The 25,848-nt window shown below is 72.1% G+C and carries 18 protein-coding genes and 1 other RNA gene; 8 read left to right on the plus strand and 11 right to left on the minus strand.

What is annotated here, in order from left to right; genetic code table 11:
* Positions 1-3 precede the first annotated feature (3 nt).
* The gene (locus tag WMF17_RS30085; protein WP_437644386.1) at positions 4-3,126 is read right to left on the minus strand and encodes a response regulator; all 3,123 of its coding nucleotides are present in this window, start codon (positions 3,124-3,126) and stop codon (positions 4-6) included.
* A 205-nt stretch (positions 3,127-3,331) separates the two neighbouring features.
* Complete coding sequence (locus WMF17_RS30090) at positions 3,332-4,456, minus strand: 6-phosphofructokinase (RefSeq protein ID WP_437596622.1); 1,125 nt, start codon at positions 4,454-4,456, stop codon at positions 3,332-3,334.
* Between the two features lie 325 nt (positions 4,457-4,781).
* On the opposite strand from WMF17_RS30090, the gene WMF17_RS30095 reads away from it, so the two are divergent.
* Positions 4,782-6,026: a lysylphosphatidylglycerol synthase transmembrane domain-containing protein gene (locus tag WMF17_RS30095; protein ID WP_437644388.1), complete on the plus strand. Its 1,245-nt coding sequence runs from the start codon at positions 4,782-4,784 to the stop codon at positions 6,024-6,026.
* Between the two features lie 47 nt (positions 6,027-6,073).
* Here WMF17_RS30095 and WMF17_RS30100 read toward each other — a convergent pair whose 3' ends face one another.
* The gene (locus WMF17_RS30100; protein ID WP_437644390.1) at positions 6,074-7,558 is read right to left on the minus strand and encodes a Do family serine endopeptidase; all 1,485 of its coding nucleotides are present in this window, start codon (positions 7,556-7,558) and stop codon (positions 6,074-6,076) included.
* Between the two features lie 285 nt (positions 7,559-7,843).
* Between WMF17_RS30100 and proC the strand changes: the two genes are divergently transcribed.
* On the plus strand, positions 7,844-8,701 hold the full coding sequence (gene proC, locus WMF17_RS30105) for a pyrroline-5-carboxylate reductase (protein WP_437596625.1): 858 nt from the start codon (positions 7,844-7,846) through the stop codon (positions 8,699-8,701).
* A 74-nt stretch (positions 8,702-8,775) separates the two neighbouring features.
* Positions 8,776-9,195, plus strand: an RNA gene (rnpB, locus tag WMF17_RS30110) — RNase P RNA component class A.
* Positions 9,196-9,261: 66 nt separating this feature from the next.
* Here rnpB and WMF17_RS30115 read toward each other — a convergent pair.
* Positions 9,262-10,113 carry a sigma-70 family RNA polymerase sigma factor gene (locus WMF17_RS30115; RefSeq protein ID WP_437596626.1) on the minus strand — a complete coding sequence of 284 codons (852 nt, stop codon included), beginning with the start codon at positions 10,111-10,113 and terminating at the stop codon, positions 9,262-9,264.
* A 425-nt stretch (positions 10,114-10,538) separates the two neighbouring features.
* Positions 10,539-10,862 carry an iron-sulfur cluster insertion protein ErpA gene (gene erpA, locus WMF17_RS30120; protein ID WP_437478668.1) on the minus strand — a complete coding sequence of 108 codons (324 nt, stop codon included), beginning with the start codon at positions 10,860-10,862 and terminating at the stop codon, positions 10,539-10,541.
* 395 nt (positions 10,863-11,257) lie between these two features.
* On the opposite strand from erpA, the gene metH reads away from it, so the two are divergent.
* Positions 11,258-15,013 carry a methionine synthase gene (gene metH, locus WMF17_RS30125; RefSeq protein WP_437644392.1) on the plus strand — a complete coding sequence of 1,252 codons (3,756 nt, stop codon included), beginning with the start codon at positions 11,258-11,260 and terminating at the stop codon, positions 15,011-15,013.
* A gap of 80 nt (positions 15,014-15,093) precedes the next feature.
* A complete protein-coding gene (locus WMF17_RS30130) occupies positions 15,094-15,900 on the plus strand; it encodes a class I SAM-dependent methyltransferase (protein ID WP_437596628.1) in 807 nt (268 codons plus the stop codon).
* A 172-nt stretch (positions 15,901-16,072) separates the two neighbouring features.
* Here the strand turns inward: WMF17_RS30130 and WMF17_RS30135 are convergent, their stop codons facing one another.
* Positions 16,073-16,777: a glutathione S-transferase family protein gene (locus tag WMF17_RS30135; protein WP_437596629.1), complete on the minus strand. Its 705-nt coding sequence runs from the start codon at positions 16,775-16,777 to the stop codon at positions 16,073-16,075.
* Between the two features lie 170 nt (positions 16,778-16,947).
* The gene (locus tag WMF17_RS30140; RefSeq protein ID WP_437644394.1) at positions 16,948-17,775 is read right to left on the minus strand and encodes a DUF3025 domain-containing protein; all 828 of its coding nucleotides are present in this window, start codon (positions 17,773-17,775) and stop codon (positions 16,948-16,950) included.
* Between the two features lie 113 nt (positions 17,776-17,888).
* On the opposite strand from WMF17_RS30140, the gene allB reads away from it, so the two are divergent.
* Positions 17,889-19,244 carry an allantoinase AllB gene (allB, locus tag WMF17_RS30145; RefSeq protein WP_437596631.1) on the plus strand — a complete coding sequence of 452 codons (1,356 nt, stop codon included), beginning with the start codon at positions 17,889-17,891 and terminating at the stop codon, positions 19,242-19,244.
* Complete coding sequence (locus WMF17_RS30150; protein ID WP_437596632.1) at positions 19,223-20,776, plus strand: allantoicase; 1,554 nt, start codon at positions 19,223-19,225, stop codon at positions 20,774-20,776. Before allB ends, WMF17_RS30150 begins: the two co-directional genes overlap by 22 nt.
* A gap of 91 nt (positions 20,777-20,867) precedes the next feature.
* On the opposite strand, the gene WMF17_RS30155 is transcribed toward WMF17_RS30150, so the two are convergent.
* On the minus strand, positions 20,868-21,317 hold the full coding sequence (locus WMF17_RS30155; RefSeq protein WP_437596633.1) for a CHRD domain-containing protein: 450 nt from the start codon (positions 21,315-21,317) through the stop codon (positions 20,868-20,870).
* 317 nt (positions 21,318-21,634) lie between these two features.
* On the opposite strand from WMF17_RS30155, the gene WMF17_RS30160 reads away from it, so the two are divergent.
* Positions 21,635-22,303, plus strand: coding sequence for a TetR/AcrR family transcriptional regulator (locus tag WMF17_RS30160; RefSeq protein WP_437596634.1), 669 nt, complete (start codon positions 21,635-21,637; stop codon positions 22,301-22,303).
* 234 nt (positions 22,304-22,537) lie between these two features.
* Here the strand turns inward: WMF17_RS30160 and WMF17_RS30165 are convergent, their stop codons facing one another.
* The 3 genes from WMF17_RS30165 to WMF17_RS30175 form a co-directional block, all read right to left on the minus strand.
* Entirely contained in the window at positions 22,538-23,710 is a 1,173-nt protein-coding gene (locus WMF17_RS30165; protein WP_437596635.1) for a formylglycine-generating enzyme family protein, read from the minus strand.
* A gap of 282 nt (positions 23,711-23,992) precedes the next feature.
* The gene (uraH, locus tag WMF17_RS30170) at positions 23,993-24,334 is read right to left on the minus strand and encodes a hydroxyisourate hydrolase (RefSeq protein ID WP_437596636.1); all 342 of its coding nucleotides are present in this window, start codon (positions 24,332-24,334) and stop codon (positions 23,993-23,995) included.
* Positions 24,335-24,402: 68 nt separating this feature from the next.
* Complete coding sequence (locus WMF17_RS30175) at positions 24,403-25,836, minus strand: DUF6986 family protein (RefSeq protein WP_437596637.1); 1,434 nt, start codon at positions 25,834-25,836, stop codon at positions 24,403-24,405.
* Positions 25,837-25,848 lie beyond the last annotated feature (12 nt).

Consider the following 25,848-nt stretch of genomic DNA (forward strand, 5'->3'; position numbering starts at 1 on the left):
GGCTCACTCGATCGACAGCGCGTCACCCTGATCGATCTGCGACAGCGCCGAGGCGAGCGCCTCCCGCGCGCGCTCCAGCGAGGCGCGGTCCTCGCCCCACTTCGAGCGCGCCTTCTGGAGTCGGGCACGCTCGACGGCGAGCTGCTCGGTGAGCTGCTCGCCCTGCGTCCTCAACGTGTCGCGCTCCTCGGTCCGGTCCGAGAGCTGGGCGCCGAGCTCGCGCTCCCGCTGCTCGGCCTCGGTGAGCCGGCCCTGGAGCGCCTCGACGGCGCGCGCCCGCTCGGCGAGCTCCCCCAGCAGGCGATCGCGCTCCTCGACGCGGGCGGACAGCTCGCCCGTGCGCTGCTCCAGCTGCTGCTCGAGGTCGCGTGAGCGGGCCTCGAGGTGCGCCACCTGGTTGCGCGCCTGCCCGAGCTCGGTGGAGAGCCCGCGGGCGATCTCGTCCAGCTCGTGTTTCTGCGCCGTCCAGGCGGCCTCGCGCTCGGCGATCTCGGCCTGGTGTGCGCCGCGGAGGTCGGCGAGCGCCTGCGCGTGCGCCGCCTCGATCTGCGCCTGCCGGTCGGCGGCGCGCGCCTCGATCTCGGACACCCGGGCCGCATGCGCCTGCTCGGCGGCGCGAACGGCCTGCTCGCGCTCCTCGATGAGCTCGCGCTCTCGGGCTGCGAGCCGCGCCGCGAAGTCCTCTCGCGTCGCCTCGAGCGCCCGCGCGTGCTCGTCCGCCTGTCCCTCGATGGCGCGGGCGTGCTCGGCTCGCAGGCTGAGCAGCGCGGCCGCGTGCTCGCGGTCGCCCCGTTCCACGTCCTCCGCATGCTCGCGCCGCAGCGCCTCGACGGCGGTCGCGTGGTCGCCCCGCAGCGCCTCCAGCGCGGCGGCGTGCTCGGCCTGCTGCCGCTCGACGGCGGCGACCTGCTCGGCGCGCACCACCTGCAGCGCGGCCGCGTGCTCCGCGTTGATCCGCTCGACGCCGGCGGCGTGCTCGACGCGCGCCGCGTCCAGCCCGGCGGCGTGCTCGGCGCGCGCCGCGTCCAGCGCGTCGGCGTGCTCCCGGTCGCGCCGCTCCGTCTCGCCCGCGTGCTCGCGCCGGAGCGCATCGACGGCGGCCTCGTGCTCGCCCTGCGATGTCTCGACCGCCGCGGCGTGCTCCGCCCTCAGCCGGTCCAGCGCCGCGGCGTGCTCCGCCCTCACGCCGTCCACGGCCGCGGCGTGCTCCGCCCTCACCCGCTCGATCGCCGCAGCATGCTCGGCGGCCTGCTTGTCGGTGGCCGCGGCGTGCTCGCCGGCCAGCCTGTCGGCGGCGGCGCGTTGCTCGGCGGCCTGCTGCTCCACGCGGGCGGCGTGCTCGGCGTTCAGCCTCTCGACCTCCGTCCGATGCGCCGCCGTCGCCTGCTCGAAGCGCTCCCGCTCCGCCTGCGCGCTCTCCTCGATCTCGCGCCGCGCCGACGCTTCGACGGCGGCGATCGCCTGCGCCCTCTCGTCCGCCGCGGAGCGCAGCGCCTCGGTGTGCGCGGCCTCGACGCTCATCAGGGCCTGCCGGGCCGCCGAGACCTCCGCGTCGCGGGCGACGACCTGCGCCTGCATCTTCTCGGCGCGCGCCTTGAAGTCGTCGGCGCGCTTCGCCGCGAGCTCCTTGTCGGCGCGCAGCGACGCGAGCTGCCCGTCGAGGTCCTCGCTCGCACGCTCGAGCTCCAGGATCCTGTCGACCTGATCGGCCTTCTCCCGATCGAGCGACAGCGATTGATCCCTGAGCTCCAGGAGCTCCTTGTCCTTGCGCGACATCTGGTCGCGGAGCGCGAGGATCTCCTTGTCCTTCTTGTTCAGCGCCTCGCGCAGATCGAGGAACTCGCGGCTCGACACGCCGCCGGGCCTGGAGCCGCTGCCGCCGGCCGCGAGCTTCGCCTTGACCTCGTCGAGCTCGCGCCGCAGGCGGACCGCCTCCTGGCTGCCGTCGTTCGCCGTGGAAATCTCGCCCTCGAGGCGGAGCGACGTGGCGCGCGCAGCGGCCACCTCCTTGGTGAGGCGGACGATCTCGCTCTTGGACCTGTCCACCTCGGCGCGCAGGCGCTCGATCTCGCCCGCGTCGACGTCGGAGCGATGCGGCGCTGGCGGCGCCGGGGTCAGCCGTCCGCGCTCGGAGACCGGGGCGCGGTAGGCGCCCCCGCGCTCGGAGACAGGAGCGCGGTAGGCAGCCACCGGCGACGAGCTCACCGGCGGGGGCACCGAGGCTGGCAGGGGCGTGCCGGTGGACGTCGGCGTCCGCGTCGACGGCACGACCGAGGGCGTCCGCGTCGACGGCGTCCGCGTCGACGGCGCGACCGAGGGCCTGACGTCGGTCAGCTCCTCCTCTTCGTCGCGGATCAACCGGGTGAACGCGCCGCCGATGAACTCCTCGATGTCCTCATCCGACTTGCGGGAATCCGACCTCACGACGGCGGCCTGAGGAGGCTTCGTCGGTCCTGGCGCCCGCACACGCTCCTGGGCGGACGGCGACGGCGGCGCGGCGGACGGCGGCCTCGGCACAGCCGACGGCGGCCTCGGCGCGACGGACGGCGGCCTCGGCGCGACGGACGGCGGCCTCGGCGCGACGGACGGCGCCGGCGGCGCGACGGACGGCGCCGGCGGCGCGACGCTCGCAGACGTGCCGTTCGAGCCCACCGCCGCGGTGATGATCGTGGGATCCCCGGAGTCCTCGTCGATGTCGGCCTCGAGCACCTCGGCCTCATCGATCATGATCGGATCGGCCTCCGCGTCGTCGCCGTCGAGCGGGACATGGTTGCGGATGTGCTCGAGGAGCTCGCCGAACGCGATCGGCTTGTGGATGTAGTCCTCGGCGCGCGTCCTGAGCTTTCGGTGCTGCTCGAACGTCTCCTCGCTCGACTCGCTCGACATGATGACGAGCGGGACGTCCTTGAGCTGCATGTCCTTCTTGAGCTTGTTGCAGACCGAGAAGCCGTTCATGCGCGGCAGCTCGATCGACAGCAGGATGAGGTCGGGGCGATCGGCCGCGGCGGCCTGCAGGCCGACGTTGCCATCATCGACGACCTGAACGGTGCAGCCGAGGCGGCCCAGTTCCGTGCGGAGCTCCCCGGCAAACGCCGGATCACTCTCAAATACGAGGACTTTCGTCATGTTCCGGGGTGTGCGCGGGTTCGGAGGGGAACCCAAGATATCGGCCCCCTTCGACGAGTGTCAAACACGAGGCTGGTCGCCATGCTCAGGCCGCCCGGCCGGCGGCGCGCCACGCGAATGAGACCCGGTGGAAGGCGAGCCTGGACAATCCGCCACGGCTCCTGCCGGGCCGACGGCCGACAGCGGCACACCCGCGCGCCCGGGATCAGGAGGCGGCGAAATGGCCGGACGGCTCGTCGCCGAAGCACAGGCCTATCTCACGGGCCGTGACGACCGTGTCCGAATCGAGCGGCACCGTCTTCGTCTTGCCGGCCACGTCGTCGAGGGAGACCAGCTCGATCCGGTTCCCCCGCAGCGCGACCATCCCGCTCCCGCAGTCCTCGACGAGGAAGCGCATCGCGGACGCGCCGAAGCGGAGCCCGAGCAAGCGGTCCGCCGTCGTGGGTCCGCCGCCGCGCAGCAAATGGCCGAGCACCATCGAGCGCGCTTCCTTGCCCGTGCGGGTGGCGAGCTCCTTGGCGACGCGCTCCGCTACGCCCCCGAGGACGGGGGTGCGGCGGAAGGCGTCGCCCGCGTCCTTGATGACGAGCTCTCCCCCCTGCGAGCACGCCCCCTCCGCCGCCACCACGATGGAGAAGCGCCGCCCGCGCGACTCCCGGAGGCGGATCTTCTCGGCGATCGGCTCGTACTGGAACGGGATCTCCGGCATCAGGATGACGTCGGCGCCCCCGGCGATCCCGGCGTTGAGCGCGATCCAGCCTGCGTGCCGCCCCATCACCTCCACGACCATGATCCGCTCGTGCGCCTCGGTCGTGGTGTGAAGCCGATCGAGCGCCTCGGTCGCGATGGAAACGGCCGTGTCGAAGCCGAACGTGACGTCGGTGCAGCAGACGTCGTTGTCGATCGTCTTCGGCACGCCGATGACGAGGGGCAGCCCGCGCTCGAGGAGCTGGTGCGCGATCCGCATCGAGCCGTCGCCGCCCACCGCAATGAGCGCGTCGAACCCGAGCGCGCGGAACCGCCGCACGAGATCCTCGGACCGATCCCGCGGCACGAGCCCGTGCTCGCCCGGCATCGGATAGTGGAACGGATCGCCGCGGTTCACGGTACCCAGGATGGTGCCCCCGAGGTGCGCGATGCCCCGCACCCGCTCGCGGTCCAGCCGGATGAGCCCGTCCGGAGAGTCTTCGAGCAGTCCGCGGTAGCCCTGCCGGATCCCCCAGACCTCCCAGCCGCGCTCGATCGCGGCGAGCGTGGCCGCGCGGATCACAGCGTTGAGCCCGGGCGCATCGCCGCCTCCGGTATTGATAGCGATCTTACGTGCCGCCATGAGACGGCCAGCATCGCGAGCCCTCCTCGGCGACGCAATAGACAATAGACATCTTCCTCGCCCCGGCCTCGAGAGCCGCGGAACGAGCGTGAGAGCCGCGCTTCGCGGCGACCACGAACGACGGCGCGCGCCGCGCTGGACGAGCGCTGGACAACACAAGAAACGCCCCCGCGAAACGTCGTTCGCACCGGCCACGCGCGTCCTGCGGTCGGGCCGCCCCGGGACGCGTCTGGCGCGCCGGGGCGAAGCGCCGCATGACGGTCGCGAGCGCCGGCGACAGGGTATAGGGCATGCGCAGGCGATCATCCCGGCTGCGCGCCCCCGTATGAACCGCGCCACCCTGATCCGAGGCATCCAGGTCATCGTCACGCTCACGCTCGCGTCGTTCGCTTACGTGCTCTACAGCGAGATCCACGACAAGCAGGCGAGCCTCGCCGCCGGGCTCGCGCACGTGCGGCCGGGCTGGCTGCTCGTCGGCGCCGTGCTGGCGCTGCAAGAAGGCGTGTTCGGAGGCCTCAGGATCTGGGTCCTCGGGCGCGTGCTCTGGCCCGAGCTCCGCGTCCGCACCGCGGTGACCGCGGAGTTCGTGCTGATGTTCTGCGCCGGCGTGACCCCGGGGCAGGCCGGCGCGGCGCCCTCGCAGGCCGCCGTGCTCGTCCACAGCGGCATGCGGCTCGTCGATGTGGCCACGGCGGAGCTGCTCACCGCCTCGTGCACCGTCACGTTCTTCCTTCTCTCGGCCCTGGCCATCTTCGTGCTGCGGCAGAACGGGGCGCTGGTCATGCACGGGGGGGCGCAGATCGAGTGGCTGCTCTTCTTCACCGTGACCATGTTCGGCTCCGCGCTCGTCGCGCTGATCGTCGCGGCGGCGTACCCGCCGCTCCTCAAGGCGATCGTCCGCGCGCTGTCGGTGCCGCTCGGGCAGCTCCTGCGCGCCGCGCTGCTCGGCGCCCGGCGCGTGCCCCGGCTGCGGGCCCGCGCCGACGCCGCGCTCGCCGCGCCCGGCGCCATGACCGCGCGCCTGCTGCGGAGCGTGGACAAGTTCCACGAGGGCTTCCGCGTCTACATGCGCCGCGGCAAGCGCGCCTACGCCGCCGCGCTGCTGCTCACGTTCGGCTTCTTCTGGTCGCGGTTCGCGGTCGCCTACTTCATCCTGCTCGGGCTCGGCATCCCGACGTCGCCCTCGACCTTCGTCTCGGTGGGCCCGCCGATCGTCCAGGTCGTCCTGACCCAGACGCTGCTCAACTTCGCGCTCTACATGAGCCCCACGCCCGGCGCGAGCGGCGTCGCCGAGCTCGGCTCGAACGCGCTCATGTCGCCCTGGGTCCAGGGCGCGTTCGTGGTGCCGTACATCGTCATCTGGCGGGTGCTCGCCCTGTTCCTCTGCATGTTCGTGGGGGGCATCTATGTCTTCCGCTACCTCGGCGCCGACGTGCTCGAGGAGCGCGTGAAGCGGACGGAGGCGGAGAAGCGCGCGCTCGCGGAGGCGGCGCGCGCCGCGGACGCCTCGCCTGCGAGCGCGCCCGAGGGAGGAGAAGAGACCGCCGGCCGACGGCAAGGCGTGGGGTGATCGGGAAAGACCGGCGCGGACCGGCGCGCGCCGGCCGCGCCGCAGGATCAGCGCGCAGGGATGGGCACGGCCGCGAACTGGACGAGCTTCCCGCGCCGCACCTTGAGGAGCGCCATCGACCCCTCCTTGACCTTGGCGATGACCGCGCGGAGGCCGGCGGTGTCCTTGATGGGGGTGCTGTTCACCTCGACGATCACGTCGCCCACCTGGAGATCCTTGACGTTGCTGCCCGACGCGAACCCGTCGACCCGCACCCCGCCGCCGGGCGCGTCGGAGATCTGGATGCCGAGCTTCTCGGAGCTCTGCTGCCGCTCGGGCCGGGCGCCCTGGCTCGGCCGCGCGCGGCTGGCCGCGTCGCCCTCCTCGTCCTGCAGCGCGTCCAGCTTGGCCCGGAGCTCGTGCCGCTTCTGGGCGCGCACCACGGTCACCTCGATCTCGGAGCCGGGCGCGTTGCGCGCCACGTTGCGCCGAAGCTCCTCGGCGTGGTGGATCGGGACGCCGTTCACGTCCACGATCACGTCGCCCGGCTTGATGCCGGCGCGCGCGGCGGCGCCGCCCGGCTCGACCTCGGCGACGAGCGCCCCGCTGGGCGCGTCGAGCTGGAGCGCCGCGGCGAGCTCGCGCGTGACCGGCTGGAACAGGAGGCCGAGCTTGCCGCGCTCGACGTGCCCCTTCTCGCGGAGCTGCGGGAGCACGTCCTTCAGCGCGTCGACCGGGATCGCGAAGCCGATGCCGTTCGCGCCCGCCCGGATCGCGGTGTTGATGCCGACGACCTCGCCCCGCCAGTTGAACAGCGGCCCGCCGCTGTTGCCCGGGTTGATCGAGGCGTCGGTCTGGATGAAGTCGTCGTACGGCCCCGCGCCGATCGCGCGCGCCTTCGCGCTGACGATGCCGAGCGTGACCGTGTGGCCGAGCCCGAACGGGTTGCCGACCGCCAGCACGTGCTCGCCGACCCGCAGCTGCTCGCTCGTCCCGAGCGGGGCCACGGGCAGGCCGTTCGCGCCCTTCAGACGGAGGAGCGCGAGATCGAGCTTGGGATCGCGCCCGACGACGTCGGCCTCGAACTCCCGCTCGTCGGCGAGCCGCACGCGGACGCCGGACGCGTCGTGGATGACGTGCTCGTTCGTCACCACGTAGCCGCTCGGATCGATGATGAAGCCGGTCCCGAGCGCCGTCTGCGGGGGCCGCGGGCCCCGCGGGTCGAGCCGGCCGCCGCCCTGCGGGCCGAAGAAGTACTCGAAGGGATCGAGCCGCTCGGGACCGCGCGACTCGTGCATCGTCGTGATGTTGACGACCATCGGCCTGACCCGCTCGGACAGCGCCGCGACATCGAAGGTGGCCGGCACCGGCGCCGGCGGAAGCGTCACGGTCGAGACGGGCGGCGGTGCTGCAGCGGGCGGCGACGCGACGGCAGCCTGCGTGGAGGGGGGCGTGGCGTGCGCCTGCTGGCCGCACCCACCGAACGCCAGCGCCGCCATCGAGAGCAGCGCGAGGGCCGAAGCGCGAGAGCGAGAGGAAACCGCTTGAATCATGGAATCTCCGTCGGGCAGTCGAAAGGTCCCGTCCTGCGTTCGGCGAACAGGGAACCGACTGCGTTCATTCCGCCGCACAGATAACGCCACGACGTCCGCTGACAAGGGCGCTCGCGGCGCGCCGGGGGAAGGCGCGCCGGGGGAAGGCGCGCCGGGGGAAGGCGCGCCGCGCGTCCGCCCGCCCGTCCATGGCAGCACGCCGCGCTGGCGGCGACGACCGTCGAGATTTGAGCCGCGGGCTCGGCAGGGCTGCTAGGGTGCGCGCTCCTGGAGGCGAGCATAGCGATGGGGAGCGACGACGGCCGGCTGCGAGGGCGCAAGATCGGGTTTCTTGGCGGCGGGAACATGGCAGAGGCGCTCATCCGAGGCCTGCTCCAGGGGGGCGCCGTGGGCGCGGAGCAGATCCGGGCGAGCGATCTCAAGAGCGAGCGGCTCTCGTTCCTCCACACGCGGTATGGCATCGAGACCACGGAGGACAACGAGGCGCTCTGCCAGTGGGCCGACGTCCTCGTCATCGCCGTCAAGCCGCAGATCGTCGATCGCATCCTCGCCCCCCTCTCGTCGGGGCTGGGCCGCACGGATGTCGTCATCTCGGTGGCGGCCGGCGTGCCGATCGACGCCATCGAGGCCCGCCTGCCGGAGGGCGCGCGCGTCATCCGCAGCATGCCGAACACCGCCGCGATCGCGCTGGCCGGCGCCACGGCGATCTCCGCCGGGAGCCACGCCACGAGCGACGACGTCGAGATCGCGCGGACCCTGTTCCAGGCGGTCGGCCGCGTGGTCGTGCTCGACGAGTCGCTGCTCGACGCGGTGACCGGCCTGTCGGGCAGCGGCCCTGCGTACATCATGCTGATGATCGAGGCGCTGGCCGACGGCGGTGTGAAGGTCGGCCTCGGCCGGGACGTGGCGCTGCTGCTCGCGGCGCAGACGGTGTACGGCGCCGCCAAGCTGCAGCTCGAGACCGGCGAGCACCCCGGCCGCCTGAAGGACATGGTGACGAGCCCCGGCGGCACGGCGATCGCGGGGCTCCACACGCTGGAGGCAGGCGGGCTCCGGCGCACCTTGATCGACGCGGTCGAGGCCGCGTCGAACCGGTCGGCCGAGCTGGGCGCCCAGATGGCGCAGAAGCTCCGCCGCACCTGAGTGAAGGGGCAGCCTCGGGGGCGCCGCGCGGAGGTGTTGGCGTTCGGCCGTCTCTTGACTATCTTCGCCGCGTCGCAGCGGGACAGGCGATCGCCGGCGGCCGGGGAAACCCGGTCGCGGGAGGAAAGTCCGAGCTCCGCAGGGCAGGGTGCCGGGTAACGCCCGGTGAGAGCGATCTCGAGGAAAGTGCCACAGAGAACAGACCGCCGCGCCGCGCGCTCCGCGAGGGGCTCGCCGCGCGGCAAGGGTGAAACGGCGGGGTAAGAGCCCACCGCGCCCTTGGCAACAAGGGCGGCACGGCAAACCCCACCTGGAGCAAGGCCGCGTAGGGAGGCGTCCGCGGCGGCAACCGCCGCCACGGCAAGGGTTGCCCACCCCAGGCCTCCGGGTTGGCTGCTTGAGGCGCGCGGCAACGCGCGTCCTAGAGGAATGATCGCCGGCGCGAGGGGGGCGACCCCCCGCGCAACAGAACTCGGCTTACGTCCCCTGCGACCACGGAGCCCCGCCTCGGCGGGGCTCCGTGCTTTTGTGCTCGCCCGCCGCTCACCTGTGGCAAATCGCTACGCCGCCAGCGGCTGGAGACGGTCGCGCAGCTTCTTCTTCGCGCGCGCCTCCAGCTGCCGAGCCCGCTCGCGCGACACCCCGAGGCGGCGCCCGATCTCGGCGAGCGACAGCTCCTCCTCCGGATCCGCCATCATCCGGGTCTCGACGATGTACCGCTCGCGCGGGTCGAGGTTCTCGACGGCCTGCGTCAGCCGCTCGCGGAGCAGCGCCCCCTCCTCCGCGCGGGAGAAGCGCTCCTCCTGGTCCTGCTCGTCCGCCGGCAGCGTATCGACCAGCGACCGGGCGCCGTCCTCGAACACCTTCGTGTCGAGCGAGACGTCCCGGGCCTCGAGCCGGTGGGCCATCTCCAGCACCTTCTCCGCGGGCGCGCCGAATTTCTCGGCCAGCAGCCGATCGCCCTCCTCCCCCTCGCCCACGAGGCCCGCGATGCGCGCCCGCTCCCGCCGCAGGCGAAAGAACATCTTCGAGCGGAGCGGGCCCGAGCCCACGCCGACCAGGCTCCAGGAGTGAATGACGTGGTTCAGGATGTACGCCCGGATCCAGTAGGCCGCGTAGGTCACGAAGCGATTTCCACGGTCCGGGTCGTACTTGCGGATCGCGTGGACGATCCCGAAGTTCCCCTCGGCGATGAGATCGGCGAGCGGGATCCCGTAACGCCGGTAGCTGATCGCGATCGAGACAACATGCCTCAGGTTCGCGAGCGCGAGAGCGGCCGCGGCCCGCTCGTCGCCGTGGTCCCGCCACCGTCGAGCGAGCTCGACCTCGTCCTCGCGCGACAGCTCCGGGATCTGCCGAACATGCGTGATGTAGCGCGAAACCGCGCTGGCCTGATCTCGGGACGTTTGCACAGGATTTCCTTCAAGGTCCGAAGACCCCGTTTCGGTTGATGAGGCCGGCCGATGCCGTACCTCGGCTCCTGCTGTCGAGGCCGGCCGACGCCGGGCCTCGATCGCGTTGATCGCTTCGCCGGCACTTGCCGCCGAAGTAGTTGGTTCGAGATACCGAAGAGAGCAGCCCACCCAGGCTGCGATGCAGCTGGCATGCCGCCCCGGGCGGGCAGGTTGTACACCGTGGCTGCGAAGCCATGGCGCACGCCGCTCAGGCTCGCCTGCGCGAGCACTGAGGCAAAAAGGAGGCACGAGAGAGCCGGGAGGGTCTCGATGCTCCGGGCGGAGACGCCCGGGAGCTCGTGTGCATCTCACGTCGGCCGCTCCGCCGAACGACGGAGCGAGCCAGGGCGGACGTGAGGGTCAGCCGGAGTGCGAGCGCGCGCTCAGACGGAGAACGAGGAGCCGCAACCGCAGGTGCTCTTCACCGTCGGGTTGCTGAACTTGAAGCCGGAGCCGTGGAGGCCCTCGACGTAGTCGATCTCGGTTCCGTCGAGGTACTGGTAGCTCAGCGGGTCGATGTAGAGCTTGATGCCCCGGTCCTCGAACTCCTCGTCGAACTCGGTCGGCTTGTCCTCGAAGTACAGGTCGTAGGAGAAGCCGGCGCATCCGCCGCCCACGACGCGCAGGCGCAGCCCCTGCCCCATCAGCTCCTCCGCGGTCGCGATCTCCATCACCTTCTCGGCGGCCTTCTGCGTGATCGTGATCATCCTGAAATCTCCTCTGCGTGCTTTGTCCGGCCGGGGACGGCTGCCCTGCCCGAGGGGGCGCTCGCCCCGCTCGAGGCGAGCCGCGCGGTGAGCCCGGCCGGCCGTGCCCTGGGGTGGGGTGCTCAGGGCTAGCCAAAGATACGCACCTCTAGCGATGTCCGCCAGTGCCTCAGCCGGAACGGGGTACGCGATCGACCCGACGCCGCCCGTCCAGGTGTAGCCGCCATTCGCCCAGGGGCCCGCCCCCTCGTCCCAGGTGAGAGCGCACCAGGTGAGGCCTCGGACCAGAGGAAGACCGCCGCCCTCGCCGACCGCAGGCGGCGCTTGACGCGTGCCCGCAGATCCGCCAGGCTACCATCTCCTTATCCGGATTAGTGGATAGAAAGAGCAGGGCCATGAGCGGAAGCGAACACCCCACGCGCATCGAGGAGATCCTCGACACCCGGATCCTGTGCCTCGACGGCGCGATGGGCACGATGATCCAGCGCTATGGCCTGGGCGAGGCCGACTACCGCGGCGAGCGCTTCCGCGACCACGCGATCGACCTCAAGGGCAACAGCGATCTCCTCGTGCTGACGCGGCCGGACGTCATCGCCGAGATCCACGGCGCGTACCTCGAGGCCGGCGCCGACCTCATCGAGACGAACACCTTCACGGGCACCTCGATCGCCCAGGCCGACTACCGGCTCGAGTCGCTCGCCTACGAGATCAACGTGACCGCGGCCCAGATCGCCCGGAAGGCGGCCGACGCGTGGACGGCGCGCACGCCCGACAAGCCGCGCTTCGTCGCGGGCTCGCTGGGACCGACGCCGAAGACGCTGTCGATCTCGCCGAGCGTGAGCGACCCGTCGTTCCGCGCGGTGACCTTCGACGAGCTGCGGCGGGCGTTCGCCGAGCAGGTCCGCGGGCTCGTCGACGGGGGGGCCGACGTGCTCCTCGCGGAGACGTTCCTCGACACGCTGAACCTGAAGGCGTGCATCGTCGCGATGGAGGAGGTCTTCGCCGAGAAGGGGCGGCGCCTCCCGATCCTGCTCAGCGTGACGATCACCGACCGGAGCGGCAGGACGCTCTCCGGCCAGACGATCGACGCGTTCTGGACGAGCGTGGAGCACGCGAGCCCGCTCAGCGTCGGCCTCAACTGCGCCCTCGGCGCGAGCGACATGCGGCCATACCTCGCGGATCTCGCGAAGGTCGCCCGGGCGCGGGTGAGCTGCTACCCGAACGCCGGCCTCCCCAACGCGTTCGGCGAGTACGACGAGCTGCCGGAGACGACGTCGCGGCTGCTCGCGGAGTTCGCGGAGAGCGGCCTCGTGAACATCGTCGGCGGCTGCTGCGGGACGACGCCGGACCACATCCGCGCGATCGCCCGGGCGACGGCCGAGCTCAGGCCGCGGCCCCTGCCCGCGGAGCGCGACGGCTTCGGGCGCTTCAGCGGCCTGGAGACGCTCGTCATCCGGCCCGACACGAACTTCATGATGATCGGCGAGCGGACCAACGTGACGGGCTCGGCCCGGTTCATGGAGCTCATCAAGAAGGGCGACTTCACGACCGCGCTGGAGGTGGCGCTCGACCAGGTGCGCGGCGGGGCGAACATCCTCGACGTGAACATGGACGAGGGCATGCTCGACTCCGAGCAGGCGATGACGACGTTCCTGAACCTCATCGCCACCGAGCCCGAGATCGCCCGCATCCCGATCATGATCGACAGCTCGAAGTGGTCGGTCATCGAGGCGGGGCTCAAGTGCATCCAGGGCAAGGGGATCGTCAACTCGATCAGCCTCAAGGAGGGGCCGGAGGACTTCCTCAAGAAGGCGCGCGTCGTCCGGCGCTACGGGACCGGGGTCGTGGTGATGGCCTTCGACGAGCTCGGCCAGGCCGAGACGGTGGAGCGGAAGGTCGCGATCTGCCAGCGCGCGTACAGGCTGCTCATCGAGGAGGCCGGCTTCGATTCGCAGGACATCATCTTCGACCCGAACATCCTCGCGATCGCGACAGGCATCGAGGAGCACAACGAGTTCGCCAAGAACTTCATCGAGGCGACGCGGATCATCAAGGCGACCTGCCCGGGGGCGCGCGTGAGCGGCGGCGTGTCGAACCTGTCGTTCTCGTTCCGCGGGAACAACGCGGTCCGCGAGGCGATGCACTCCGCCTTCCTGTACCACGCGATCCGGGCGGGCATGGACATGGGCATCGTGAACGCGGGGCAGCTCGCGGTCTACGAGGACATCCCGAAGGACCTGCTCGAGCGGGTGGAGGACGTCCTCTTCAACCGGCGCCCGGACGCGACCGAGCGGCTCGTCGATTTCGCCGAGCAGGTGAAGGGCAAGGGGAAGAAGAAGGAGCTCGACCTCGCCTGGCGCGAGGCGCCGGTCGAGCAGCGGCTGTCGCACGCGCTCGTGAAGGGGCTCGTCGACTTCATCGAGGCGGACGTGGAGGAGGCGCGCAAGAAGTACGAAAAGCCGCTCTCCATCATCGAGGGGCCGCTGATGGACGGGATGAAGATCGTCGGCGAGCTGTTCGGCGCCGGGAAGATGTTCCTCCCGCAGGTGGTGAAGAGCGCCCGGGTGATGAAGCGGGCCGTCGCGTACCTCATGCCGTTCATGGAGGCCGAGAAGGCCGCGGGCGAGTCGTCGTATCAGGGGAAGATCGTGATGGCGACCGTGAAGGGCGACGTGCACGACATCGGCAAGAACATCGTGGGCGTGGTGCTCGGGTGCAACAACTACGAGGTGGTCGACCTCGGCGTGATGGTGCACCAGGACAGGATCCTGGAGGCCGCGCTGAACGAGAAGGCCGACATGATCGGGCTGAGCGGGCTGATCACGCCGTCGCTCGACGAGATGGTCAGCGTGGCGCGCGAGATGGAGCGGCGGGGCATCCGGCTGCCGCTGCTCATCGGCGGGGCGACGACGAGCCGGCAGCACACGGCGGTGAAGATCGCGCCGGAGCTCGGCGGGACCGTGGTGCACGTGCTCGACGCGTCGCGGGCCGTGGGCGTGGTGTCGAGCCTGCTCGACGCGGCGAAGCGCCGGGCGTTCGACGCGCAGAACCGGGAGGAGCAGGCCCGGCTGCGCGAGCTGTTCGCGAGGAAGCGGGCGAAGCCGCTCGTGACGCTCGCCGCGGCGGACGAGGGGCGGCTCAAGATCGCATGGCGGCCCGAGGACATCGCGGCGCCGTCGTTCACCGGGCGGCGCGTGGTGGACGACATCTCGCTCTCCGAGATCGCGCGGTACATCGACTGGACGTTCTTCTTCACCGCCTGGGAGCTCAGGGGCCCGTTCCCGCAGATCCTGGAGCACCCGCAGTACGGCGAGGCGGCGCGCGAGCTGTTCGAGCACGCGCAGAAGGTGCTGCAGCGGATCATCGACGGCGCGCTGCTCGAGGCGCGGGGCGTCTACGGGTTCTGGCCGGCGAGCGGCGAGCAGCGGGACATCGTGCTCTACGGGGACGCGGCGCGCTCGCGGGAGCTCCTCCGGTTCAACATGCTCAGGCAGCAGCAGGTGAAGGCCGCGGGCGGCGCCGAGGAGGACGGCGAGAAGGCCTCTTTCGGGGCGAAGCCGCACCTGTCGCTCGCCGATTTCGTGGCGCCGAGGGAGAGCGGGCTCGCCGATCACGTCGGCGCGTTCGCGGTGACGGCGGGGATCGGGCTCGATGAGATCGTGCGCGCGTACGAGCAGGACAAGGACGACTACAGCGCGATCATCGCGAAGGCGCTCGCGGACCGGCTCGCTGAGGCGTTCGCGGAGCTGCTCCACCAGCGGGCGCGGAGGGACTGGGGCTACGGCGCGGGAGAGGCGCTGACCAACGACGCCCTCATCGAGGAGAAATACCGGGGTATCCGGCCGGCGTTCGGGTATCCGGCGTGCCCGGATCACACCGAGAAACGCAAGCTGTTCGCGCTGCTCGACGCGCCCTCGGTCGGCATCGAGCTGACCGAGACCTGCGCGATGATGCCGGCGGCGAGCGTGAGCGGCATCTACCTGGCGCACCCCGAGGCGCGGTATTTCATGGTGGGGCGCCTCGGCAGGGATCAGGTCGCCGACTACGCGAAGCGCAAGGGGATGACGCTCGAAGAGGCGGAACGGTGGCTGTCGCCGAACCTGGGGTATGAGCCGGGGGCGCTCGAGACAGGCGCCAGGAAGGCTTCATGACGGCAGGCGTCGGAGCCTGCAGGGGACGACCGTCACGGCCGCGCGAGGCGGCACGGCTCGGGCCGTGATAGACGGCGTCCATGCCCGAAGCCGAATGGTTCGACATGAACCGCGCCGCCTGGAACACGCGCACCCGCGTGCACCTGGCCTCCAAGTTCTACGATCTGACCTCCTTCCGGGCCGGCGCGAGCTCGCTCAAGCCGATCGAGCTCGATCAGGTCGGCGACGTGCGCGGCAAGTCTCTCCTCCACCTCCAGTGCCACTTCGGTCAGGACACGCTGTCCTGGGCGCGCCTGGGCGCGCGCGTGACCGGGCTCGACCTCTCCGACGAGGCCATCCTCGCCGCGCGCGCGCTCGCGGAGGAGCTCTCGCTGGACGCGCGGTTCGTGGAGGCCAACGTCTATGACGCTCCAGCGGCCGTCGGCGGCGAGACCTTCGACATCGTGTTCACATCGTACGGTGTGCTCGGCTGGCTCCCCGACATGACGCGCTGGGCGCGCGCGGCCGCCGCGTGCCTGAAGCCCGGGGGCGTCCTGCACCTCGTCGAGTTCCACCCCGTCGTGTGGACGTTCGACGACGCGTTCGAGCACATCGCCTATCCGTACGACGGGCACGGAGAGCCGATCCCCACCGAGGAGACAGGCACGTACGCCGACCGCGACGCGCCCGTGAGGCTCAAGGAGGTCGGCTGGAACCACGGTATCGGGACGGTTGTGACGGCGCTCCTCGACGCCGGGCTCACGCTGGAGCGGCTCCGGGAGATCGACTGGTCTCCGTACGACATCTTCCCGGACATGGCGGAGGGGCCGCCCGGGCAGTTCCGCATGAGGAGGTTCGGGCGCCGCTTGCCGCTGGTCTATGCGCTCGCGGCGCGGCGGCGGTCCTGAACGGGGTTCGCCGGCTCGCGATTGGCGTTCGACCCCCGTGCAGCCTGGCGTTGGGCCTGGTCGCGGGGGGCTCGACCCCCGTACAGCCTGGCCTTGGGCCTGCTCGCGGGGGGGTTCGACCGCCGTACAGGGCTGGGTCTTCTCAGCTCGTCCTGCGTGGGCGAGCGGCCGCTCAGGCCACGAGCGCGTTTAGCGGGCTCTTCCGGCCGAGGCCGCCGTGGAGATCCTGGACGCGGCCGAGCCACGCGAGCAGCGGGTCGTCGCTCTTGAGGAGCGGGGCGGTGGCGATCGACGCGATCCAGAGCAGGAAGCCCGCGACGATGTAGTCCGCATAGCCGGGGTGCGCCCCCGAGAGGAACGGACCGCCGCCCTGTAGCGTCAGTCGAACCGAGTCGAAGCCCGCGCGCGCCGCGTCGATGCGCTCCGCGCGCTCGCTGGCCAGCTCCTCGAGCGTGCGGCCGAACAGCTTCTCCCGGCTCTGCCGGAAATAGGCGCGGTCCCTCTCGAGCGCGTGATCGTGAATGTCCTTCAGATAGCTCATGAGGAGCGATCTGCCGGCGCTCACGAACAGGCTGGCCTCGACGAAGCGACAGAGCTCGCGCTCCGCCGCCGAGCCGAAGAGGCGCGGCTGGTCCGGATAGGCCTCGTCGAGGTAGTCCGCGATCACCCAGGAGTCGCCGACGGTCTTGCCGTCATCCTCGATGATCGGCACGGTCTTGTGCGCGCCGCCCGCGATCGACGGGATGTCCGTGAGGGCGGTGGGCACGGTCTCGAACGGGAGGCCCTTGTGGGCCAGCGCGTACTTGATACGCCAGCAAAAGGGGCTCGGCCTGCGATCGTCGCGCACCTGGAGATCGTAGAGTCGGATGGTCGTCATGGCGGCGGCCATCATCCGGGCGACCCGCTCGCGGGCGCAAGCCTCGCGCACGATCTAGGCGCGGCCGCGCCGCCGGCCGCCTTCCTATACGACCTCGCGCCCCCCAGACCACAGCCGCGCTCCGGGGAACGCCTCCTCGATCGTCGCAACACAGAGCGGCGCTCACCCGCTCAGCACAGGACGCGCTCGTCGACCGGGAGCCGCGCGCTGCGCTCGGGGTGCGCGAAGCTGCCGGGCGACCGCAGCGCATCGCGGAGGCGCGCGTCGGCCAGCGAGACGAGCGCGTCCGGCGCCGCCGGCAGCGGGCCCTCGCACGGGATGGGCTGCACCAGCGCGTACACGGTCGGACCGGGCCGGAGGAGGCTCTCGTAGAGCGCGTGGCCGAAGACGAGCGCCGCGACCTCGCCCCGCTGCACGGCGTCCCGCACCTCGCCGGCGCAGCGCCCGAGGTCGGAGGCGTCGACGAGCAGGGGCGCCCGGCGTGCGTGCGTGTCGTCGTAGAGCAGCAGCAGCCCACCCTCGTCGAGGAGCGCGAGCCCGTCCAGCTCGCGCGTGCGCGCCGCCGGGAGCGCCTCGGCAGACGGGTCGAGGCGCTCGGCGATCGCCCGGTGCTGGCGCGCGTGGAGCGCCGCCTTGGCGCGCGGGAACGCGGCCCACACGAGCATGTTGAGGAAGTCGTGCCAGTTCCTCGGACGCGTGGGCACGCAGCCCTCGACATGGATGCGCGCGTCGTAGAGCGCCGAGAGGTCCAGCGGCCCGTGCCGCCCGCGGCGCCGCGGCCTCGGCGGCTGCTCCACGAAGCGGACGGGGAAGCCCTCGCCGAGCGCCCGGTTGTAGTCCTCGACCGGTGGCCAGTCGACGCACCCCGCGAACGCCTCGGCCCGCGGGCGGATCGGCCAGTAGAGACGGCTCTTCTCGTGGAAGAGCGGCTCCCAGGGGACGGGGCCGCGCCCCGGTGCGCCGCCCTGGCGCGGCGCAGCTCGGCCATCGGCGCTCACGCCGGCAGCGTAGGAGCAGGACGGCGAGAGCTCAAGCCGCGACGGAGCGCCGCCTGGGCGGGCCGCCCGGCGCCTCGGCGGGCCGCTCGGCGCCGTGGTATCGTCGCATCCCGATGACGCCGGACCTCATCGTTCGCGGGCTGCGGGTGGTCACCGGAGGCGTCGTGCGGCCGGCCTCGGTGCACATCCTGGGCGGCACGATCGTCGCCGTCGCCGGACATGACGAGGTGCCGGAGGGCTGCCCCGTCGTGGACGCGCAGGACGCGGTGGTGATGCCCGGCCTGGTCGATGCGCACGTGCACATCAACGAGCCCGGACGGACCGAGTGGGAAGGGTTCGAGACGGCGACGCGCGCCGCGGCCGCGGGCGGCGTCACGTCGCTCGTCGATATGCCCCTCAACAGCATCCCGCCGACGACCACGGTCGCGCACCTCGAGGACAAGGCGCGCGCGGCGGAGGGCCGGTGCCTCGTCGACGTGGGCTTCTGGGGCGGCGCCGTCCCGGGCAACGCGGGAGAGCTGATTCCGCTGCTCGAGGCCGGCGCGCTCGGCTTCAAGTGCTTCATGGTCGACTCCGGCGTGGCGGAGTTCGGCCACGTCGCCGAGGCGGATCTGCGGGCTGCGCTCGAGGTGCTCGCGGGCACGGGGGCGCCGCTGCTCGTCCACGCCGAGCTCCCCGGCCCCATCGACGCGGCGCGCGCGGCGCTCGCCGGCCTCGATCCGCGGACGTACGCCGCCTACCTGCGCTCGCGGCCGCGCGAGGCGGAGGACGAGGCGATCGCCCTGCTCGCGGCGCTCTGCCAGGCGACGGGCGCGGCCGCGCACGTGGTCCACCTCTCGTCGGCGACGGCGCTCGGCATCCTGAGGCGGGCGCGCGACGGCGGCGCCGCGCTGTCCGCGGAGACGACGCCGCACTACCTGCACTTCGCCGCCGAGGAGATCCCAGACGGCGCGACGCCCTTCAAGTGCGCTCCGCCGATCCGGGAGCGGGAGAACCGCGAGGAGCTCTGGGCCGCGCTCCAGGGCGGGCTCATCGATCTCGTCGTCTCCGACCACTCCCCGTGCACGCCCGAGCTCAAGCGGATCGAGGCCGGCGATTTCGACGCCGCCTGGGGCGGGATCTCGAGCCTGCAGCTCGGCCTCTCGATCGTGTGGACCGACGCCCGCCGCCGGGGCATCCCGCTCGAGCGGCTCGCGGACTGGCTGTGCCGAGGGCCGGCGCGGCTCGCCGGGCTGCGCCGCAAAGGGGAGATCCGGCGAGGGTTCGACGCGGATCTCGTGATCTGGGATCCCGAGGCGACGTTCCGGGTCGAGCCGCCGCTCCTCCAGCACCGGCACAAGGTGACGCCGTACGCCGGGGAGGAGCTCCACGGGGTCGTTCAGGCCACCTACCTTCGCGGCGAGAAGGTGTTTTTTCGCGGGAGCTTCTCCGGGGAGGCGAGGGGACGATGGCTGAAGAGAGAGGGGTGACGGCGCCGGCGTTCACGGAGGCGCTCGATCTCGCCTCGGAGCGCCTGGGCGGCGCGGTGATCTCGGCGAACGACGAGTTCTTCGCGCCGAAGGAGAACCTGCTCAAGGCCGGAAGACCGGTGTTCCTGGAGCACGAGTACACAGATCGCGGGAAGTGGATGGATGGCTGGGAGACGCGCCGGCGCCGGACTCCCGGGTTCGACTGGTGCCTCGTCCGGCTGGGGCTGCCCGGGATCATCCGCGGGGTCGTCATCGATACGGCGTTCTTCCGGGGCAACTACCCCGAGCACTGCTCCATCGAGGCGTGCGCGGCGCGGCCGGATACGCGGGTGGAGGAGCTGCTGAATCCGCGGACCCACTGGGTCGAGATCCTGACGCGCTCGGCGCTCGCCGGCGACGCGCAGAACGCGTTTGCGGTGAGCTGCCCCTCTCGGCTCACGCACCTCCGCCTGAACATCTATCCGGACGGCGGGGTGGCGCGGCTCCGGGTGCACGGCGATGCCGTCCCCGACTGGCGCCGGCTCGACCGGCCGGGCGCGGAGCTCGACCTCGGGGCCGCGGAGAACGGCGCCCGCGTGCTCTCGTGCAGCGACATGTTCTTCGGGGTGCGCCACAACCTCATCCTGCCCGGCCGGGCGGCGAACATGGGAGAGGGCTGGGAGACGCGCCGCCGGCGGGGGCCCGGGTACGACTGGGCGCTCGTGGCGCTCGCCGCCCAGGGCGAGATCCGCCGGATCGAGGTCGACACGAACCATTTCAAGGGCAATTACCCCGACAGCTGCATGATCGAGGGGATCGACGCGGCGGGGCGCCCCGTGGAAGAGCTCGCCGGCGCGGGCGACTGGCGGGAGATCGTGCCGCAGACGAAGCTCCAGGCGCACACGCGCCACCTCTTCGAGGAGGAGCTCCGCGCGGCGGGGCCGTTCACGCACGTCCGCCTGAACATCTATCCTGACGGCGGCGTGAGCCGGCTCCGCATCTTCGGAAAGGCGACCCGGAGCGGGGCGGCGGAGCAGCGGCTCCGCTGGCTCGACGCGCTCACCGAACGGGAGGCGGAGGCGGAGCTCCGCGCGGCGTGCGGGGCGTCGTCGTGGGCGTCGCAGATGGCGGCGGCGCGGCCGTTCCGCGACGAGGAGGCGCTGCTCGCGACGGCGTCGGCGGTGTTCGCGCGGCTCGGTCCGGAGGACTGGCTCGAGGCGTTCCGCGCGCACCCCCGCATCGGGGAGACCTGGCCGCAGGCGGAGGCCGCGGAGGCGAGCGCGACGGCGAGGCGATTCTCGAGCCAGGAACAGGCGGGGATGAACGCCGCGGCCGAGGAGCTGCGGGAGGCGCTCGCGCAGTACAACCTCGCTTACGACGAGAAGTTCGGGTTCATCTACATCGTCTGCGCCACCGGGAAGAGCGCGGACGAGATGCTGGAGATGCTGCGCGAGCGGATCGAGCACACGCCGGAGGAGGAGCTGCACATCGCGGCGGAAGAGCAGCGGAAGATCACGGAGATCCGGTTGAGGAAGCTGCTGCGGGGCGGGTAGATCCGGGGAGGCACGGCCCCCGGGGAGGGAGCTCTTCATCGGCACAGCGCCTGTCCGGGCTGCCGGGGTGACCGGGCTCCTGGCGAGGCGTTCAGCGCGAGAGCTGGCCTCGCAAGGCGCCGTCGGGGAAATCGGCGGTGCGGACGGCGACGTAATACCGCTCCGGTGCGGTGAGCAGCGCGCTCATGTCGTCGCGGGCCGCGCTGACGCAGCCGCTGGAGCTGCCGCCCGTCGGCGGCATCAGCGTGATGACACCGCGGCCCGCGTGGCCGGCCCGGCCCTCGTGGACGCGCGCCGCGACCGCCGGCGCGATGCCGGCGACCGTGAGGTCGAAGCAGACCTCGCCCCGGACGAGATCGAACGTGAGACGGGCCGTGCCGCTCCCCCTGGGATCGCCGGGACCGGGCACCTCGTCCTGCCCGGTCAGCGCGGCTGTGAGCGGGCAGGCCGGGCGCTCAGGCAACGCCGCGGGCAACGCCGCGCGCGAGAGCGCCGTCGCGAGGAGGACGGCGCCCAGAGCGGACATCGTGAGATGCTGCATGTCTCCCTCCTGCACATCCCAGGGATGCGCCATGCAAGGGCGCCACAAGGAGCAAAGACGACGCCGGGCCCACGCGCCGCGCGACGCACGCCCGGCACGTCGCGCGGCGGCGCCCGGCGAGGGCTGCGACGGACACGCTTCCTCCCCGGGTCGCGTCGGGCAAGCCGAAGAGAGGACGCCAGCGGAACAAGAGCGCAGCAAGAGTGTAACGAGAGCGCGGCAAGAGCGTAACGAGAGCGGCCCAATGCATGAACCGGAGTCGCCGCTTCTGCCGAGATTGAACCCGGATCGACGGAAGCGTAGGGTGTCCGCCTCTCATGATCTCGACCCGAAAGCCGTCCCGCGCCGCGACGTCCCGGCGCGTCGAGGGCAAGCCGCCCCGCCAGCGGCTCGACCTCGACGCGCGCCGCGCGCAGCTGCTCGCGCTCGGGCTCGAGCTCTTCAGCCAGCGAGCCTACGACGACGTATCCATCGACGAGGTGGCGCAGGCCGCAGGCATCTCGAAAGGGCTTCTTTACCACTATTTTCCCACCAAGCGCGATTTCTATATCGACGTCCTGCGTGAAGCGGCGCGCGAGCTCGTCGAGCGGTCGCTGGACGTCGACGACGTGCCGGAGCCGGAGCGGCTGCGCACCGGGCTGGACGCCTATCTGGCGTATGTCGAGCGACAGGGGATCTCCTACGCAGCCATCTTCCGGGGCGGCATCGGCTCGGACGCCGAGGTGCTGGCGATCATCGAGGAGACCCGCAGCCGGTTCCTCGACAAGCTGCTCGCCGATGCGCCGGTGGCCGAGCGGCCCCCGGCGCTCCGGGTGGCGCTCCGCGGGTGGATCGGGTTCGTGGAGGCGACCAGCCTCGACTGGATCGAGCGCCACGAGCTCGACCGGGCGTCGCTGCGCGATCTGCTCGCCGATCTGCTGCCCGAGGTGGTGAGGCTGGCGCTGCTGCACGCGGGCGGACAGGGCGCGGCCGGGGGTCAGGGTTGACGGCGAGTCCGCCTTCTGCCAGGAGACGAGCGCGCGCGACGCGCGCGGAGAGCACGGCGGAGGACCACGATGAGCACAGAGAACCCGAAGATCGAAGACGACTGGACCATGCCCAAGCTCATCGCGCTTGCAGCCGCGACGCTCACCGTGGCCTTCACGGTCATCTATCTCATCTCCCCCTGACCGCGGCGCCTCACGGCGCCGGTCAGCGTGGCTCACGAAGCGCGGCCGGCGCTACAGCGGCCTTGCGCAGCGGACGCCGAGCGCGTCCGTGAGATCGGCCGGGTCCCAGCTCTCCCGAAGGGGAGTGGAGATGTCCTCCGCTTCGGGCTGCCACCAGCTGCCGCCGCGGATCACCCGCGTGGAGCCGCCCTCGACCTTCGCGCAATCGGAGCACCGAGCGAGGTACGGCCCATGGAAATCCAGGGTCCACTCCCACAGGTTCCCCGCGAGGTCGGCCTGCCCCCACCGGCCATCGCCTCTCGGCGATTTCGAGCCGACAACCGCGCTGCCCGCCGCGTCGTACACGGCGTACGTCGCGTTGGGAAACGCGTTGCCCCACGGATACTCCCGTTGCTCGCCCCCGCCGGCAGACGCATGGTTCCACTCCGCTTCCGTCGGGAGCCGCCCGCCATCCCAGGCGCAGAACGCGAACGCAACGAACCAGCTCACACAGCTGATCGGCCTGGCCTCGTTGTCGCCCGTGTCGTCAGTCCACGTGTGCAATCCCGGCTTGCACTTCAATGCCTCCCTCAGCTCGGCCTGGGTCGCCGGCAAACGGGAGCCCCACCCGTCGTCCCAGCCGCTTCGCGGGATCGTCGGGTGAGCTCCGGCGCCGCCGGCAGGTCGGCTCTCGGGATACGCCTCGACGAAGCTGCGGAACCGTCCGACCGTGACCTCGTACCGGTCCAAGCGAAGATCGCTCACCTCCGCAGGATAGGCCTCGTCGTTGCTCCGGTCGTACCTGCCGCCCGGAACGCGTGGGCTCGCGCAGCAAGGCTGGTTCCGCTCCGGACCGCAGGCCTCGCCTGCTCCGGGCGAGCCGCCCTGGCAGCTCCGCGGCACGACGCACGCGCCCGCGCCGCACCACCCAGCGCAGCCGACAGGTCGCCACTGCCCGTCTCCGCCGCACGCCTCCAGGAGATCGCCGGCGCACCGCGCCTCCGCGGGAGAACACGCCACGGGGCTCCCCCCGCCGCTGCCAGCCGCCTCGCCACCGCTGCCAGCCCCGCCGCCGCCCGCCTCGCCACCGCTGCCAGCGCCGCCGCCGCCGCCCGCCTCGCCGCCGCGACCGCCTCCCGCAGCGGCGGATCCACCTGCTCCACCGGCGGCGCCATCCCCTCCCGTGGCGCCTGGACCGACGAAGCGCCGCTCCTCCGGCGCACACCCGGGCGAGGGCGCAACCATCGCGACGACGAGCAAGCCAGCACCGCGCCGGCGATCCCGCGCTTCACCTGAGCGAGTTCGTAGAGAGCCCACCGTTTCCCCTCCAGCTGCCCCAATACCGAGCAGCGTCCATCGTATCATGCGCTCCATCGCCGTGCGTCACGCCGGGGCCGCCGCCGCCGCGGACCCCTCGATCGCATCCGCATCAGGCGCGACCAGCGCACGCGCTCCAGCGCGCGACGCTCGAGCGCCCATGCTCCGTCGCGCCGCCCGCGGGAGCGCGCTCAGCTCTCAGCTTCCGCCTCAGCTTCCGCGGTACGTGGTGTAACCGTAAGGGCTGAGCAGCAGCGGCACGTGATGGTGCTGCGCCGGGTCCCGGATCTCGAAGAGGATCGACACGGTGGGGTAGAAGCTCTCGACCCCGAGCGCCGCGTGATAGGCGCCGGTGTGAAAGGTGAGCCTGTAGGTGCCCTCGAGCGGCCGCTCGCCGGGCGGGAGCAGGCCTCTCTGCCGGCCGTCGTCGTCGGTCGGGCCCCGGCCGACCTCCCGGTAACCGCCGCCGTCGCCGACCTCCAGCACCACCAGCACGCCGCTCGCCGGGCAGCCCCGCGACGTGTCCAGGACGTGCGTCGTGATCGCGCTCATCGGTTCTCCTCGGGCCCGGGCCCGCGGCCCGTGCCCCTGTGCGATGCGTCCGTTCCGATGCTCTCCTATCACACGCTCCGGCGCGCCACGATGGCATGGAAGGATCGCCCCCTGAGCTCGTCCGGCGTGAGGCCGGTCCTCTCCGCCGCCTCGACCTCCGTCATCGCGCCCGCGCTGATCGCGCGCAGGAAGAAGCGCAGGAGCCCCTGCCCCGTCGCGGCGTCGTCGAACACCGTCCCGGCGACGGTCGCCTGGGCGGCCCGCTCGATGAAGCCCCGCAGCCGGGCAGAGCTCGCCTCGACGCCCTCCAGGAAGAAGGCGTAGGTGGCCGCGTAGCGCACCGGGAGCTCCGCCGGGTGCAGGTCCCAGCCCTGGTAGTAACCGCTCCCGAGCGCGCGACGGACCTGCTCGTACTTCAGCCGCCATGCGCCCACGACGGCGCGGCGGTTGTCCTCCATCTGCTGCGGTGTGAGCGGCGCCCCGCCGGGCCGCGCGCGGTGCGGCGCGACGGGCAGGACGTTGCTCGCGCCGTCGGAGAGCCAGACCCCCGAGCCGGCCAGGGCTATCTGCATCACGTGTCGCGCGAAGTCGCACGCCGGGTGGGCAAGGTGCTGATGCGCGGCCGTGATCTCGCAGCTCGCCGTGTAATCGTAAGCACCGAAGTGCGCCCCCGCGCACCGCCCGCGGGCCGCCTCGACCATCCCGGGCAACGCGATCTCCCCGCGCGGGCCGAGGATCGACGCCGGCGTCTCGACCATCAGCTCGATCCGGATCGAGCCCGCGGGCAGGCGCAGCGCGCCCTCGAGCGCGTCGAGGGCGTCGGCCAGCGCGGAGACCTGCTCGGGCGCGACAACCTTCGGCAACGTCACAACGAAGCCGGGCGGGAGCGCGCCGCCCGAGGCGGCGACGAGCGAGGAGAGGAAGAGGTCGAGCGTCCTCAGGCTCCGCTCGGCGCATTCGTCGCCGAGCGACTTGATCCTGATCCCGAGGAACGGCGGCAGGCCGCCCGCGGCCATGCCGAGGGCGACCTCGCGCGCGGCGGCGGCGGCGTGCGCGTCCTCCTCGTGGCCTGGGCGCACGCCGTAGCCGTCCTCGAAGTCGATGCGCAGGTCCTCCACGGGCTCGCGGCGGAGCTTGTCGAGCACGCGTGCGTACACGGCGTGCGCGAGCCTCGCCGGCCCGGAGGCGCGCGCCGCCGCGCCGCCGCCGGCCTCGATCGCGGCCGAGAGCGCGAGGGCCTCGGCGCGCTCCTCCGGGAGCCCATCGGCCCCTGGCAGGCCGATCGCCCGGGCGAAGACGGCGAAGTCGGGGGCGTGCTCGTCGACGACGCGGAGCGCCACCGCCCCGAGCTTCCGGGCCGTGTCGGCCTTGAACAGGTGGGCGCCGCCGTAGACGGTATGGACCGGCTGGCGCGCGCCGGCGCGGCCCCGCTCGGGATGCCCGCCGCGGAGGCGCGCGAGGGCGCCGCGCAGCGCTTCAGGGGAGAGGTTGGTCTGGAACATGACATCCTTTCA

Origin of the sequence: Sorangium sp. So ce362, from assembly GCF_051519845.1 — a bacterium.
GTDB lineage: Bacteria > Myxococcota_A > Polyangia > Polyangiales > Polyangiaceae > Sorangium.